We start from the raw sequence: 14,954 nt of genomic DNA, 5'->3' as shown, positions 1-14,954 counted from the left end.
ATGACCAAAACAGCGCTGTTTTCGGTGCGTAAAAACGAACCTTGCCCGCAGTGTGGGGCTGAACTGGTAATACGCTCCGGGAAGCACGGGCCTTTTCTCGGCTGCTCGCATTATCCTGACTGTGACTATGTCCGGCCCCTGAAAAATCAGGCGGACGGGCATATTGTTAAAGTTCTGGAGGGGCAAACGTGTCCGTCTTGCGGCGCAGTGCTGGTGCTACGCCAGGGGCGTTTTGGTATGTTTATCGGTTGTAGCAGCTATCCTGATTGCGAACATACTGAACTTATCGATAAGCCGGATGAAACTGCAATAGCCTGCCCGCAATGCGGGCAAGGGCATCTGGTTCAGCGCCGTTCACGTTATGGAAAAAACTTCCATTCCTGCGATCGTTACCCCGATTGCCAGTTCGTCATTAACTTCAGGCCAGTGGCGGGCGAGTGTCCTGAGTGTCATTACCCGTTGCTAATCGAAAAGAAAACGGCGCAGGGCGTTAAGCGCTTTTGTGCCAGCAAACAATGTGGAAAGCCGATATCGGCGGAATAAATCTGTGAATAATAACCTGCCCTCAGAAGCCATCGTACGCGCTGTGGCGCTTCTGAATAATGAACATGTCATTGCCTATCCAACAGAAGCCGTTTTTGGCGTCGGTTGCGATCCCGATAGCGAAAAAGCCGTCATGAGTCTGCTCGCACTTAAGCGGCGTCCCGTTGAAAAGGGGCTGATTCTGATTGCTGCGAACTTTGAGCAACTCAAGCCGTATATTGACGATACGCAATTGAGCGATGAGCAGCTAGCGGCTATTTTTTCGTGTTGGCCTGGGCCGGTAACATTTGTCTTCCCGGCCTGCGCTTCAACGCCGCGTTGGTTGACCGGGCGCTTTAATTCATTGGCAGTACGAGTCACGGATCATCCGCTGGTGGTCGAACTGTGTAAGGCTTACGGGAAACCGCTTGTTTCTACCAGCGCAAATTTATCTGGTCTGCCACCTTGTCGCACGACGGCTGAGGTTTATACGCAGTTTGGCGCGGATTTCCCGGTAGTCGATGGGGCAACGGGAGGGCGTCAAAACCCATCTGAAATACGTGATGCCTTGACGGGCGAACTCTTCCGCCAGGGGTAACTCATGGAAACTTATGCCGTCTTCGGACACCCGATTGCCCATAGCAAGTCGCCATCTATTCATCGGCTTTTTGCGCAGCAGCTGCACATTACGCATCCCTATGGCCGTATCCTGGCTCCGCTCGATGATTTTGTTACCACGCTCGATACCTTCTTTAATGAAGGCGGTAAGGGAGCGAACGTCACCGTGCCTTTTAAAGAAGAGGCCTTCGCGCGAGCGGATGAGTTAACCGAACGTGCAGCGCTGGCTGGTGCGGTCAATACGCTTAAACGGTTGGAGGATGGCCGCCTGCTTGGGGACAATACCGATGGTATTGGACTACTGAGCGATCTGCAACGGCTTGGTTTTATTAAACCTGGATTCCGGGTGTTGCTCATTGGCGCAGGTGGGGCTTCACGCGGCGTATTGCTTCCTCTCTTGTCGCTGGATTGCGCCGTGACTATTGTTAATCGTACCTATTCTCGCGCCCATGAACTGGCTACGCTTTTTGCTCATACCGGCAGCGTCCACGCTTTGGATATAGAAGCATTAGGCGGCCAGGAATTTGATCTCATTATTAATGCGACGTCCAGCGGTATTGACGGCGATGTTCCCGCGATCCCTGTTACATTAATAAATCCCCGTGTCTGTTGTTATGACATGTTTTACCAGAAAGGCTGTACGCCATTTTTAACACTATGCCGGCAACATGGTGCCACCAAATGCGCTGATGGGCTGGGAATGCTGGTGGCGCAGGCTGCCCATGCGGTGCTGTTATGGCATGGCGTACTGCCAGAAATTACGCCAGTCATTGCGGCTTTGCAGAAGGAACTGAATGCATGAACCAGGCTATTCAGTTTCCAGACAGAGAGGTATGGGATGAAGCGCATCAATGTATCGCTTTTCCGGCATTAGTTAACGGCATGCAGCTAACCTGCGCCTTAACGCTAACCGGTCTCAAGAAGCGTTTTGGCGGTGAAGACCCTGCGCAATGGCTGGCCGCTTTTCGTGAACATCGCTGGGATCTGGAAGATGAAGCCCAGGTTCTCATTCTCGACCAGCAGGAAGATGCTCAGGGTTGGATCTGGCTTTCCTGATCGAGATAATCACCTTTCCACTTTACATAGTTATTCGCTGAATATATGAGCCCCGCGATTTCCGCCTCCGTCAGGGGGCGTATCTGTTTTACCGGGTTGCCAAAGTAAAGATAGCCACTCTTGAGACGTTTGTTCTGAGGAACCAGACTACCTGCGCCAATCATTATGTCGTCTTCAACAATCACGCCATCCAACAAAATCGAACCCATCCCCACCAGTACCCGATTACCAATAGTGCAGCCGTGTAGCATCACCTTATGGCCGACGGTAACATCATCGCCAATGATTAATGGATTGCCTTGCGGTTTGGAAGGAGACTTATGTGTGACATGTAAGACGCTACCGTCCTGAATATTGGTGCGAGCGCCTATTTCGACGTAATTCACATCACCGCGAATCGCGACCAGAGGCCAGATACTGACGTCATCAGCCATTCTGACATCACCGATCACCACGCTGCTGCTGTCGATCATCACGCGCAGGCCCGTTTTAGGGAATAAATCTTTATAACGACGCAAACTGGTGGTCATGGTTACCTCAATAAATGAAGGGAGTGCAGAGACTTTGGTTGCTTTTTTGGCCGTCTGCAACCCTTTATTGTGGTAAAAAGTGAGCGGATTGAGCAAGAACACCGCGAAGCGGCTGAAAAACCATCATTTGGAAAAAAAGATCGAAAAAAGGCTTGTGCAAAAAAATGGGATCCCTATAATGCGCTCCCACTGACACGGCAGATGTGAATCACTTCACAAACAGCCCGGTCGGTTGAAGAGAAAAAATCCTGCAATAACGGGTTGACTCTGAAAGAGGAAAGCGTAATATACGCCACCTCGCAACGGTGAGCGAAAGCCGCGTTGCACTGCTCTTTAACAATTTATCAGACAATCTGTGTGGGCACTCAAAGTGATATGGATTCTTAACGTCCTCGGACGAAAAATGAATACCAAGTCTCAAAGAGTGAACACGTAATTCATTACGAAGTTTAATTCTACGAGCATCAAACTTAAATTGAAGAGTTTGATCATGGCTCAGATTGAACGCTGGCGGCAGGCCTAACACATGCAAGTCGAACGGTAGCACAGAGAGCTTGCTCTCGGGTGACGAGTGGCGGACGGGTGAGTAATGTCTGGGAAACTGCCTGATGGAGGGGGATAACTACTGGAAACGGTAGCTAATACCGCATAACGTCGCAAGACCAAAGAGGGGGACCTTCGGGCCTCTTGCCATCAGATGTGCCCAGATGGGATTAGCTAGTAGGTGGGGTAACGGCTCACCTAGGCGACGATCCCTAGCTGGTCTGAGAGGATGACCAGCCACACTGGAACTGAGACACGGTCCAGACTCCTACGGGAGGCAGCAGTGGGGAATATTGCACAATGGGCGCAAGCCTGATGCAGCCATGCCGCGTGTATGAAGAAGGCCTTCGGGTTGTAAAGTACTTTCAGCGGGGAGGAAGGGAGTAAGGTTAATAACCTTATTCATTGACGTTACCCGCAGAAGAAGCACCGGCTAACTCCGTGCCAGCAGCCGCGGTAATACGGAGGGTGCAAGCGTTAATCGGAATTACTGGGCGTAAAGCGCACGCAGGCGGTCTGTCAAGTCGGATGTGAAATCCCCGGGCTCAACCTGGGAACTGCATTCGAAACTGGCAGGCTGGAGTCTTGTAGAGGGGGGTAGAATTCCAGGTGTAGCGGTGAAATGCGTAGAGATCTGGAGGAATACCGGTGGCGAAGGCGGCCCCCTGGACAAAGACTGACGCTCAGGTGCGAAAGCGTGGGGAGCAAACAGGATTAGATACCCTGGTAGTCCACGCTGTAAACGATGTCGACTTGGAGGTTGTTCCCTTGAGGAGTGGCTTCCGGAGCTAACGCGTTAAGTCGACCGCCTGGGGAGTACGGCCGCAAGGTTAAAACTCAAATGAATTGACGGGGGCCCGCACAAGCGGTGGAGCATGTGGTTTAATTCGATGCAACGCGAAGAACCTTACCTACTCTTGACATCCAGAGAACTTAGCAGAGATGCTTTGGTGCCTTCGGGAACTCTGAGACAGGTGCTGCATGGCTGTCGTCAGCTCGTGTTGTGAAATGTTGGGTTAAGTCCCGCAACGAGCGCAACCCTTATCCTTTGTTGCCAGCGATTCGGTCGGGAACTCAAAGGAGACTGCCAGTGATAAACTGGAGGAAGGTGGGGATGACGTCAAGTCATCATGGCCCTTACGAGTAGGGCTACACACGTGCTACAATGGCATATACAAAGAGAAGCGACCTCGCGAGAGCAAGCGGACCTCATAAAGTATGTCGTAGTCCGGATTGGAGTCTGCAACTCGACTCCATGAAGTCGGAATCGCTAGTAATCGTGGATCAGAATGCCACGGTGAATACGTTCCCGGGCCTTGTACACACCGCCCGTCACACCATGGGAGTGGGTTGCAAAAGAAGTAGGTAGCTTAACCTTCGGGAGGGCGCTTACCACTTTGTGATTCATGACTGGGGTGAAGTCGTAACAAGGTAACCGTAGGGGAACCTGCGGTTGGATCACCTCCTTACCTTAAAGAACCTGCCTTTGTAGTGTCCACACAGATTGTCTGATGAAAAGTAAATAGCAAGGCGTCTTGCGATTGAGACTTCAGTGTCCCCTTCGTCTAGAGGCCCAGGACACCGCCCTTTCACGGCGGTAACAGGGGTTCGAATCCCCTAGGGGACGCCACTTGCTGGTTCGTGAGTGAAAGTCACCTGCCTTAATATCTCAAAACTCATCTTCGGGTGACGTTTGAGATATTTGCTCTTTAAAAATCTGGATCAAGCTGAAAATTGAAACGACACACATGTTATGTGTGTTCGAGTCTCTCAAATTTTCGCGACACGACGATGTTTTACGAAACATCTTCGGGTTGTGAGGTTAAGCGACTAAGCGTACACGGTGGATGCCCTGGCAGTCAGAGGCGATGAAGGACGTGCTAATCTGCGAAAAGCGTCGGTAAGGTGATATGAACCGTTACAGCCGGCGATGTCCGAATGGGGAAACCCAGTGCAATTCGTTGCACTATCGTTTGATGAATACATAGTCAAACGAGGCGAACCGGGGGAACTGAAACATCTAAGTACCCCGAGGAAAAGAAATCAACCGAGATTCCCCCAGTAGCGGCGAGCGAACGGGGAGCAGCCCGGAGTCTGAATCAGCTTGTGTGTTAGTGGAAGCGTCTGGAAAGTCGCAGGGTACAGGGTGATACTCCCGTACACTAAAACACACAGGTTGTGAACTCGAAGAGTAGGGCGGGACACGTGGTATCCTGTCTGAATATGGGGGGACCATCCTCCAAGGCTAAATACTCCTGACTGACCGATAGTGAACCAGTACCGTGAGGGAAAGGCGAAAAGAACCCCGGCGAGGGGAGTGAAAAAGAACCTGAAACCGTGTACGTACAAGCAGTAGGAGCCCACTTGTTGGGTGACTGCGTACCTTTTGTATAATGGGTCAGCGACTTATATTCTGTAGCAAGGTTAACCGTATAGGGGAGCCGCAGGGAAACCGAGTCTTAACTGGGCGTTAAGTTGCAGGGTATAGACCCGAAACCCGGTGATCTAGCCATGGGCAGGTTGAAGGTTGGGTAACACTAACTGGAGGACCGAACCGACTAATGTTGAAAAATTAGCGGATGACTTGTGGCTGGGGGTGAAAGGCCAATCAAACCGGGAGATAGCTGGTTCTCCCCGAAAGCTATTTAGGTAGCGCCTCGTGAACTCATCTTCGGGGGTAGAGCACTGTTTCGGCTAGGGGGTCATCCCGACTTACCAACCCGATGCAAACTACGAATACCGAAGAATGTTATCACGGGAGACACACGGCGGGTGCTAACGTCCGTCGTGAAGAGGGAAACAACCCAGACCGCCAGCTAAGGTCCCAAAGTCATGGTTAAGTGGGAAACGATGTGGGAAGGCCCAGACAGCCAGGATGTTGGCTTAGAAGCAGCCATCATTTAAAGAAAGCGTAATAGCTCACTGGTCGAGTCGGCCTGCGCGGAAGATGTAACGGGGCTAAACCATGCACCGAAGCTGCGGCAGCGACGCTTATGCGTTGTTGGGTAGGGGAGCGTTCTGTAAGCCGTTGAAGGTGGCCTGTGAGGGTTGCTGGAGGTATCAGAAGTGCGAATGCTGACATAAGTAACGATAATGCGGGTGAAAAACCCGCACGCCGGAAGACCAAGGGTTCCTGTCCAACGTTAATCGGGGCAGGGTGAGTCGACCCCTAAGGCGAGGCCGAAAGGCGTAGTCGATGGGAAACAGGTTAATATTCCTGTACTTGGTGTTACTGCGAAGGGGGGACGGAGAAGGCTATGTTGGCCGGGCGACGGTTGTCCCGGTTTAAGCATGTAGGCGGATGTTCCAGGTAAATCCGGAACGTTATTAACGCTGAGGTGTGATGACGAGGCACTACGGTGCTGAAGTGACAAATGCCCTGCTTCCAGGAAAAGCCTCTAAGCATCAGGTAACATCAAATCGTACCCCAAACCGACACAGGTGGTCAGGTAGAGAATACCAAGGCGCTTGAGAGAACTCGGGTGAAGGAACTAGGCAAAATGGTGCCGTAACTTCGGGAGAAGGCACGCTGATATGTAGGTGAAGTGATTTACTCATGGAGCTGAAATCAGTCGAAGATACCAGCTGGCTGCAACTGTTTATTAAAAACACAGCACTGTGCAAACACGAAAGTGGACGTATACGGTGTGACGCCTGCCCGGTGCCGGAAGGTTAATTGATGGGGTTATCCGTAAGGAGAAGCTCTTGATCGAAGCCCCGGTAAACGGCGGCCGTAACTATAACGGTCCTAAGGTAGCGAAATTCCTTGTCGGGTAAGTTCCGACCTGCACGAATGGCGTAATGATGGCCAGGCTGTCTCCACCCGAGACTCAGTGAAATTGAACTCGCTGTGAAGATGCAGTGTACCCGCGGCAAGACGGAAAGACCCCGTGAACCTTTACTATAGCTTGACACTGAACACTGGTCCTTGATGTGTAGGATAGGTGGGAGGCTTTGAAGTGTGGACGCCAGTCTGCATGGAGCCATCCTTGAAATACCACCCTTTAATGGCTGGTGTTCTAACGTGGGCCCGTAATCCGGGTTGCGGACAGTGTCTGGTGGGTAGTTTGACTGGGGCGGTCTCCTCCTAAAGAGTAACGGAGGAGCACGAAGGTCAGCTAATCCTGGTCGGACATCAGGAGGTTAGTGCAATGGCATAAGCTGGCTTGACTGCGAGCGTGACGGCGCGAGCAGGTGCGAAAGCAGGTCATAGTGATCCGGTGGTTCTGAATGGAAGGGCCATCGCTCAACGGATAAAAGGTACTCCGGGGATAACAGGCTGATACCGCCCAAGAGTTCATATCGACGGCGGTGTTTGGCACCTCGATGTCGGCTCATCACATCCTGGGGCTGAAGTAGGTCCCAAGGGTATGGCTGTTCGCCATTTAAAGTGGTACGCGAGCTGGGTTTAGAACGTCGTGAGACAGTTCGGTCCCTATCTGCCGTGGGCGCTGGAGAATTGAGGGGGGCTGCTCCTAGTACGAGAGGACCGGAGTGGACGCATCACTGGTGTTCGGGTTGTCATGCCAATGGCATTGCCCGGTAGCTAAATGCGGAAGAGATAAGTGCTGAAAGCATCTAAGTACGAAACTTGCCCCGAGATGAGTTCTCCCTGACCCTTTAAGGGTCCTGAAGGAACGTTGAAGACGACGACGTTGATAGGCCGGGTGTGTAAGCGCAGCGATGCGTTGAGCTAACCGGTACTAATGAACCGTGAGGCTTAACCTTACAACGCCGAAGATGTTTTGGCGGATTGAGAAGAGAACAATTTCAGCATTGATTACAGATTTTCGGGAACGAAAGATTTTACGCTGAGGCAAGGCGGCAAATGAAGTAAAGGAAGGAGCATACTGAGGTATGTGACTGACTTTACGAATGCAGCCAACGCAGCATCGGTGTAAAAGATTCGTTTCTGACAACAGAATTTGCCTGGCGGCGATAGCGCGGTGGTCCCACCTGACCCCATGCCGAACTCAGAAGTGAAACGCCGTAGCGCCGATGGTAGTGTGGGGTCTCCCCATGTGAGAGTAGGGAACTGCCAGGCATCAAATTAAGTGTGCTGATATGGCTCAGTTGGTAGAGCGCACCCTTGGTAAGGGTGAGGTCCCCAGTTCGACTCTGGGTATCAGCACCAGTTTTTAGGTTAAAGTTCGGCGATTTTAAAAGAATTTGCCTGGCAACGATAGCGCGGTGGTCCCACCTGACCCCATGCCGAACTCAGAAGTGAAACGCCGTAGCGCCGATGGTAGTGTGGGGTCTCCCCATGTGAGAGTAGGGCATTGCCAGGCATCAAATAAGTGAAAAGCCCATCCGCCAGGATGGGCTTTTTGCGTTTTTGCGTCTACGAAAAAATTATATCCGGCAATGACGTTTCATCCGCTCGATGTTATTCGAGGGAGCTTTGCCCGAGCTTCAGCAGCGGGCAATGTAGTTTAAGCATGGTGGGGCTTACCTTCGGGGAAAGCGGTACCGGATATTACTCCGGTACCTGCCATGGTAGAGAAGAGAAAGGAATTAACGCGTCAATGCCACAATACCGAGCGTCAGGCCAGCTATCGCGGCTGCGCCACCGGCAATCGCGCCAGCAGTTTCCCAGTTATCCTGGGTCGTTCCTTTCATACAGGTATTAGTGTGGACTAATCTACCTTCAGAATCATAGACCGGCACGCACGGAGAATCGTGCGCACAGCCAGCGAGCAGAGTCGCCAGCAATGCCACTATAATAAATTTATTCATGATGTTACCTCTAAATAATCCGCTTCGCTGTATTGGAGAACCCATACACCTACGGAACGGTTTATTTTATCATCAGCAATACAGGGCGCCGCTAGAGTAAATAATCTCAATTTATGAGTAACGTAAATATCGTGAAGAAAGTCAGAAGACTATAGGTAAATAATGTGTATGGGAAACTGCGGTAATTATTAAATAGTAATAAATACATTTAATATCATTAGGATAGGTTACCGATACGCAGACGAAAAAAGGCACCAGAAAGGTGCCTTTAGAAAAGAATATTTACTCTGCGTGTTTCGTAAAACGGCGTCTTACCACCACGAAGAAGACCGGGACGAAGAAGATAGCCAGCAATGTTGCCATCAGCATTCCGCCCATAACACCGGTACCAACCGCGTTTTGGGCGCCGCTGCCAGCTCCATGGCTAATTACCAGAGGCAGAACCCCCAGGATAAAGGCCAGCGAAGTCATCAGGATAGGGCGTAAACGCATACGCGATGCTTCAAGTGTGGCTTCAATAATTCCTTTGCCTTCTTTATCCATCAGGTCTTTCGCAAACTCAACGATAAGAATAGCGTTTTTCGCAGACAGGCCGATAGTTGTTAATAAACCCACCTGGAAATAAACGTCATTATTTAGCCCGCGTAACGACGCTGCCAGTAGTGCTCCAACCACCCCTAATGGAACGACGAGCATGACGGAGAAGGGAATAGACCAGCTTTCATAAAGCGCCGCGAGACACAAAAAGACAACAATAAGAGAAATGGCATATAAGGCTGGCGCCTGATTACCGGATAAACGTTCTTGATAAGACATTCCCGTCCAGTCGTAGCCGATCCCAGCAGGAAGCTTGCTGGCCAACTGTTCCATTAAAATCATCGCATCACCGGTACTTTTTCCGGGCGCCGCTTCGCCAAGCATTTCCATAGAGGGCAGACCGTTGTAGCGCTCAAGGCGCGGGGAGCCATAAACCCAGCGCGAAGTCACAAAAGCGGAGAATGGGACCATTTCGCCATTCGCGCTGCGGACGTACATATTATTGATATCGCTCGGCAGCATACGGAATTTAGCATCGGCCTGAACGTAGACTTTTTTCACTCGTCCATGGTCAATAAAGTCGTTGACGTAATATCCCCCCAGCGCCGCGGAAATAGTCTCATTGATATCGGATAGCGAAATCCCCAGAGCCTGAGCTTTCTCCTGATCGACATCCAGCTTGAATTGTGGTGTATCTTCAAGCCCGTTTGGACGAACGCGTACCAGCTGATCCGGATGCTCTCTCACCATACCAAGGAGCTGATTACGAGCCTGGGTTAGCGCGCTATGGCCGAGGTTACCCTGATCGATAAGCTCAAAGTCAAAACCCGTGGCCGTACCCAGCTCGATAATGGCCGGTAGGTTGAAAGGGAAGACCATGGCATCTTTAATCTGGCTGAAGGCGGCGGTTGCTCGTTTGATGATGGCCTCAACGCCATTTTCGGAACCACTACGTGCTTCCCATGGCTTCAGGCTGACAAACGCCATACCGGAGTTTTGACCCTGACCGCTAAAGCTAAAGCCGTTAACGGTAAAGACGCTTTCAACGTTCGCCTTCTCTTTATGCAGGTAGTAATCGGTAACCGTATCGAGCACTTTTTGCGTGCGCTCCTGCGTTGCGCCTGAAGGCAGTTGGATCATGGTCATAAATACCCCTTGATCCTCATCCGGCAAGAAGGAGGTGGGCAGACGCACAAAGAGCGCGGCCATACCCACAACGATCAGCAAGTAGATGATGAGATAGCGTCCGGTACAGCGCAGGATCCCGCTAACGCTGTTAGTGTAGTGGTTTACGCTACGATCGAATTTCGCGTTAAACCAACCAAAAAACCCTTTTTTCTCATGATGATCGGCTGATGTTGGTTTCAATAATGTAGCGCAAAGCGCGGGGGTCAGGATCAGCGCAACCAGTACGGACAGCGCCATGGCGGAGACGATGGTGATAGAGAATTGCCGATAAATCGCTCCCGTAGAACCACCAAAGAAGGCCATCGGGACAAACACCGCCGAAAGCACCATGGCAATGCCAACCAGCGCCCCCTGTATTTGCGCCATCGATTTTTCCGTCGCCTCTTTTGGCGGAAGCTTCTCTTCAACCATGACGCGTTCGACGTTTTCCACCACCACGATAGCATCGTCAACCAGGAGGCCTATTGCCAGCACCATGCCAAACATCGTTAGCGTATTGATGGAGTAACCAAACGTTGCCAGGACGGCAAAGGTGCCGAGCAGGACGACCGGAACCGCAATGGTGGGGATCAGCGTGGCCCGGATATTCTGTAAGAACAGATACATCACCAGGAAGACGAGGATAATCGCTTCAAAAAGCGTCTTCACAACCTCATGAATAGAGATTTTCACAAACGGCGTAGTGTCGTAGGGATAGACGACCTTCATCCCCTGTGGGAAGTACGGCTGCAGCTCGGCAAGCTTCGCTTTAATCGCGGCGGCGGTATCGAGGGCATTGGCGCCGGTAGCGAGCTTAATTCCCAGGCCTGAAGCCGGTTTTCCATTGATTTTTGCGACAACGTTGTAGTTTTCACCTCCCAGCTCAATACGTGCCACATCTTTCAGATGTACCACTGAGCCACCCGCGTTCACGCGCAAAGTCACTTTGCCAAACTCTGCCGGATCCTTCAGCCGCGTCTGAGCAATAATGGATGCATTTAGCTGCTGGCCTTTAAGAGCCGGCGTACCACCAAGCTGGCCTGCTGCGATCTGATCGTTCTGTATCTGTAGCTGGTTAATGACGTCGACAGGCGTGAGGTTGTACTTATTCAGGAGATTACCGTCCAGCCAGACGCGCATGGCATACTGCGCGCCGAAGAGCTGTACATCGCCTACGCCGTTAAGGCGGCTAATGGTATCTTTGACGTTCGATGCTACATAGTCAGAGATATCATCCTGAGTGGTACTGGGGTTATCCTAGATGAATCCAGCAACCATCAAGAAACTACTGCTTGATTTCTCGACGCTAATCCCTTGCTGCTGCACTTCCTGAGGCAGAAGCGGCGTCGCCAGTTGGAGTTTATTCTGCACCTGAACTTGCGCAATATCCGGATCCGTACCCGACGTAAAGGTCAGGGTGATGGTCACGCCGCCTGCAGAATCGCTGGTTGAGGACATGTACATCAGATTATCGATACCGTTCATGTTCTGTTCGATAACCTGAGTCACCGTATCCTGAACGGTTTGTGCGTCCGCACCTGGATAGGTTGCGGAGATGGCCACCGCTGGCGGCGCGATAGTCGGGTATTGTGCAATCGGTAGCTGCATAATTGCGAGGCCACCGGCAATCATCATGATGATCGCCAGCACCCAGGCGAAGACCGGTCGATGAATAAAAAACTTAGACATAGGGATTCGTACCTTATTGCGCGACGGACGTCGCGGTATCCTCTTCGGCCTTCACGGTGACGCCGGGACGTACTTTCTGCAGACCGCTGACGATAACCTTTTCACCGGCTTTCAGACCGCTCGTGATTAACCACTTATCGCCAATCGCCTGTGAGGCGGTGACGGCTCGCGTTTCCACCTGGTTTTTGTCATTAACGATCATCACGCTGGCATCGCCGCGCGGCGTCCGGGTGACTCCCTGCTGGGGCACGAGAATGGCATTCGGCGAAACTCCCTCATCAATGCGGGCGCGAACAAACATACCTGGCAGCAGAGCGTGCTGTGGGTTAGGGAAGATGGCACGAAGCGTAATGGAGCCGGTACTCTCATCCACGGTGACATCAGAGAACTGCAAAGTGCCCTGAAGCGTATACGGCTCACCATTTTCCATAATCAGCTGCACGTTTTTGGTGTCATTGCCGTGCTGCAGACTTTCCTGTTTCAGGCGCATGAAATCATTACTGGATTCGGTAACGTCCACATAAATAGGATCGAGCTGCTGTACCGTCGCCATCGCGTCGGCCTGACCGTTTGTCACCAGGGCGCCTTCGGTCACGCTGGATTTGCCGATACGGCCGCTGATGGGAGAGGTCACTTTGGTGTAGGCCAGATTAATACGCGCGCTTTCAACGGCCGCTTTTGCAGCGATAACATCGGCATCAGCCTGGCGTGCTGTCGCCACCGCCTGATCGTATTCTTGCTGGCTGATATATTTTGTGCCGAGAAGAGGCGCGTAGCGTTTTACCGTTAAATGGGCGATGGCGGCTGCCGCCTCTGCTTTCGCTTCATCACCCTTTGTACTGTTGTAAGCCGCCTGATAGGTCGCCGGATCGATTTGATAAAGCGACTGTCCTGCGCTGACATCGCTACCCTCGACAAAGTTACGCTGCAGGATAATTCCGTTCACCTGCGGGCGGACTTCCGCGACGCGGTAGGCTGATGTGCGGCCGGGTAGCTCCGTGGTGACGGACAGCGGCGCGCTGTGTACCACATAGACGGAGACCTGAGGTGTCTGCGCATGCGGTTGCTCATCGCCTGAATTATCGCAACCGCTGAGCAAGATAGCCGAGATGATAAGGCTGGATAAAAGTGTAACCCTGACATGAGGTGTCATTGCTGTTCCTTATAGATTATGAGCCTGACCTGGCCACGAATCTGTGCAAGAAATAATGAATTAAAATGCGGTTTGTTATCCTACAAATAAAAAACGATGGATGTAAGAAATAGTTATTTTTTAGCCATCAGCAAGGCACGTAAAAACAAAATATCAGGGGTAATGTTTTTATAATGATCTGAAATTAAAATTTGCTTACATTGATATTTAATTCATGAATGAATTAGAATTAATTATTTGTTGTATGTATTTATTTTATTTTGGTTTGAGATTTAACTTATCTGTGTTTTTGCTAAACAATATTGATTGTCAGATGCTAGGTTTATACCTATTCAGCTATTTCCCACACTCTCAATCTGGCGTTGAGTGGAGCACCGTATGCCTAGAAGAACGAAAGAAGATGCGCTAAAGACCCGGCAGCTTCTGATTGAGTCTGCCATTCAGCAGTTTGCCCTACGCGGCGTGACCAGCACCACCTTGGCCGATATTGCTGATTCTGCTGGTGTCACGCGCGGAGCGGTGTACTGGCACTTTGCGAGCAAAGCGGAGCTATTTAATGAAATGTGGCAACAGCAGCTGCCGCTACGTGACCTGCTTCAGCATGAATTTCCCCAAAAAGAGAGCCAGGATCCGCTCAGTACGCTCCGAGAGAAATTTATTATTGGCTTACAATATATCGCCAATAACCCCCGTCAACGTGCGTTGATGCAAATTCTGTATCAGAAATGCGAGTTTTCCAGCGACATGATGCCGGAAGCTGAGATTCGTAAGAGAATTGGATTTAGTTACCCGATTATTCGCGGGGTTTTGCAGCTCTGTATTCGTAACGGTTTATTACCAGCGGAAACTAATGTTGAAATTTCATTAATTGTCTTACACAGCGCGTTTACGGGTATTATTAAAAACTGGCTGGTGGAACCCGGGCAATTTGATCTGTATCGCCAGGCGCCCGCTTTGGTTGATAATATTATGTCGATCCTTTGTGGGGCTACCCGACAGCTGGCGACAGTTAGCCATTATAATCAATGAAATAAAAAAGGCGCTTCCCCATGCCGAAGAGCGCCTTTTATATCAAACACTTAACTGATTAGTATCAGTTCATGCCGTATTTTTTCAATTTTTTACGCAGAGTACCACGGTTGATGCCCATCATCAGGGCAGCACGGGTCTGGTTACCGCGGGTGTATTGCATCACCATGTCCAACAGGGGCTGTTCTACTTCAGCCAGTACCAGCTCATACAGGTCATTAACATCCTGACCATTCAGTTGAGCAAAATAGTTCTTCAGTGCCTGTTTAACCGAGTCACGCAGGGGCTTTTGAGTTACCTGATCCTGAGAGTTAACGGTAGAAACGGTCAGTACGTCAGAATTTACGCGTTGTTCGAACATAGTTCTGTCAGCT

General features: G+C 51.0%; 9 protein-coding genes, 2 tRNA genes, 4 rRNA genes and 1 pseudogene. 11 read left to right on the top strand and 5 right to left on the bottom strand.

Features of this window, described 5'->3' with window-relative positions:
- From KCG39_RS16050 to KCG39_RS16035, 4 genes are read left to right on the top strand one after another with little or no spacing between them, the layout of a single operon-like run.
- Nucleotides 1–543, top strand: coding sequence for a DNA topoisomerase family protein (locus tag KCG39_RS16050; RefSeq protein WP_004125871.1), 543 nt, complete (start codon nucleotides 1–3; stop codon nucleotides 541–543).
- Nucleotides 544–547: 4 nt separating this feature from the next.
- A complete protein-coding gene (tsaC, locus tag KCG39_RS16045) occupies nucleotides 548–1,120 on the top strand; it encodes an L-threonylcarbamoyladenylate synthase type 1 TsaC (protein WP_004125868.1) in 573 nt (190 codons plus the stop codon).
- 3 nt (nucleotides 1,121–1,123) lie between these two features.
- Nucleotides 1,124–1,942: a shikimate dehydrogenase gene (gene aroE, locus KCG39_RS16040; protein ID WP_004125865.1), complete on the top strand. Its 819-nt coding sequence runs from the start codon at nucleotides 1,124–1,126 to the stop codon at nucleotides 1,940–1,942.
- Nucleotides 1,939–2,196, top strand: a complete 258-nt coding sequence (locus KCG39_RS16035) for a DUF1488 family protein (protein WP_004125863.1) — start codon at nucleotides 1,939–1,941, stop codon at nucleotides 2,194–2,196. Before aroE ends, KCG39_RS16035 begins: the two co-directional genes overlap by 4 nt.
- On the opposite strand, the gene KCG39_RS16030 is transcribed toward KCG39_RS16035, so the two are convergent.
- Complete coding sequence (locus KCG39_RS16030; RefSeq protein WP_004125862.1) at nucleotides 2,172–2,726, bottom strand: gamma carbonic anhydrase family protein; 555 nt, start codon at nucleotides 2,724–2,726, stop codon at nucleotides 2,172–2,174. The two genes, KCG39_RS16035 and KCG39_RS16030, sit on opposite strands and share 25 nt — an antisense overlap.
- Before the next feature lie 472 nt (nucleotides 2,727–3,198).
- On the opposite strand from KCG39_RS16030, the gene KCG39_RS16025 reads away from it, so the two are divergent.
- The 6 genes from KCG39_RS16025 (at nucleotide 3,199) to rrf (KCG39_RS16000) (ending at nucleotide 8,557) form a co-directional block, all read left to right on the top strand.
- Nucleotides 3,199–4,738 (top strand): 16S ribosomal RNA (locus tag KCG39_RS16025).
- A gap of 85 nt (nucleotides 4,739–4,823) precedes the next feature.
- Nucleotides 4,824–4,899, top strand: a tRNA-Glu gene (locus tag KCG39_RS16020).
- 190 nt (nucleotides 4,900–5,089) lie between these two features.
- Nucleotides 5,090–7,997: ribosomal RNA gene (locus tag KCG39_RS16015) — 23S ribosomal RNA — on the top strand.
- 200 nt (nucleotides 7,998–8,197) lie between these two features.
- Nucleotides 8,198–8,313 (top strand): 5S ribosomal RNA (gene rrf, locus KCG39_RS16010).
- A gap of 14 nt (nucleotides 8,314–8,327) precedes the next feature.
- Nucleotides 8,328–8,403: transfer RNA gene (locus tag KCG39_RS16005), tRNA-Thr, on the top strand.
- 38 nt (nucleotides 8,404–8,441) lie between these two features.
- Nucleotides 8,442–8,557, top strand: a 5S ribosomal RNA gene (rrf, locus tag KCG39_RS16000).
- Together the 16S, 23S and 5S rRNA genes with 2 tRNA genes alongside form the textbook arrangement of a ribosomal RNA operon.
- A gap of 226 nt (nucleotides 8,558–8,783) precedes the next feature.
- Here the strand turns inward: rrf (KCG39_RS16000) and KCG39_RS15995 are convergent.
- From KCG39_RS15995 to KCG39_RS15985, 3 genes and pseudogenes are all read right to left on the bottom strand, one after another.
- Nucleotides 8,784–9,005 (bottom strand): putative periplasmic lipoprotein, encoded by a 222-nt coding sequence (locus KCG39_RS15995; RefSeq protein ID WP_004125860.1) that lies wholly within the window; start codon nucleotides 9,003–9,005, stop codon nucleotides 8,784–8,786.
- A gap of 282 nt (nucleotides 9,006–9,287) precedes the next feature.
- Nucleotides 9,288–12,398, bottom strand: a pseudogene (locus tag KCG39_RS15990) (efflux RND transporter permease subunit).
- 13 nt (nucleotides 12,399–12,411) lie between these two features.
- Complete coding sequence (locus KCG39_RS15985; protein WP_087829066.1) at nucleotides 12,412–13,551, bottom strand: efflux RND transporter periplasmic adaptor subunit; 1,140 nt, start codon at nucleotides 13,549–13,551, stop codon at nucleotides 12,412–12,414.
- A gap of 378 nt (nucleotides 13,552–13,929) precedes the next feature.
- Here KCG39_RS15985 and envR point away from each other — a divergent pair, with 378 nt between their 5' ends.
- Entirely contained in the window at nucleotides 13,930–14,580 is a 651-nt protein-coding gene (gene envR / locus KCG39_RS15980) for an acrEF/envCD operon transcriptional regulator (protein ID WP_211811430.1), read from the top strand.
- A gap of 64 nt (nucleotides 14,581–14,644) precedes the next feature.
- Here envR and fis read toward each other — a convergent pair whose 3' ends face one another.
- Entirely contained in the window at nucleotides 14,645–14,941 is a 297-nt protein-coding gene (gene fis / locus KCG39_RS15975) for a DNA-binding transcriptional regulator Fis (protein ID WP_000462905.1), read from the bottom strand.
- Between the last annotated feature and the right edge of the window lie 13 nt (nucleotides 14,942–14,954).

It is taken from the genome of Klebsiella pasteurii (assembly GCF_018139045.1).
GTDB classification, from domain to species: domain Bacteria; phylum Pseudomonadota; class Gammaproteobacteria; order Enterobacterales; family Enterobacteriaceae; genus Klebsiella; species Klebsiella grimontii.
The sequence above is the reverse complement of the archived record's forward strand: the minus strand, read 5'-3'. Positions and strand labels throughout refer to the sequence as shown.

Bases quoted from the DNA above. Each gene is read 5' to 3' on its own strand.
- KCG39_RS16050 (WP_004125871.1), top strand. From the start codon at position 1: ATGACCAAAACAGCGCTGTTTTCGGTGCGTAAAAACGAACCTTGCCCG.
- aroE (WP_004125865.1), top strand. From the start codon at position 1,124: ATGGAAACTTATGCCGTCTTCGGACACCCGATTGCCCATAGCAAGTCG.
- KCG39_RS16035 (WP_004125863.1), top strand. From the start codon at position 1,939: ATGAACCAGGCTATTCAGTTTCCAGACAGAGAGGTATGGGATGAAGCG.
- KCG39_RS16030 (WP_004125862.1), bottom strand. From the start codon at position 2,726: ATGACCACCAGTTTGCGTCGTTATAAAGATTTATTCCCTAAAACGGGC.
- KCG39_RS15995 (WP_004125860.1), bottom strand. From the start codon at position 9,005: ATGAATAAATTTATTATAGTGGCATTGCTGGCGACTCTGCTCGCTGGC.
- KCG39_RS15985 (WP_087829066.1), bottom strand. From the start codon at position 13,551: ATGACACCTCATGTCAGGGTTACACTTTTATCCAGCCTTATCATCTCG.
- envR (WP_211811430.1), top strand. From the start codon at position 13,930: ATGCCTAGAAGAACGAAAGAAGATGCGCTAAAGACCCGGCAGCTTCTG.
- fis (WP_000462905.1), bottom strand. From the start codon at position 14,941: ATGTTCGAACAACGCGTAAATTCTGACGTACTGACCGTTTCTACCGTT.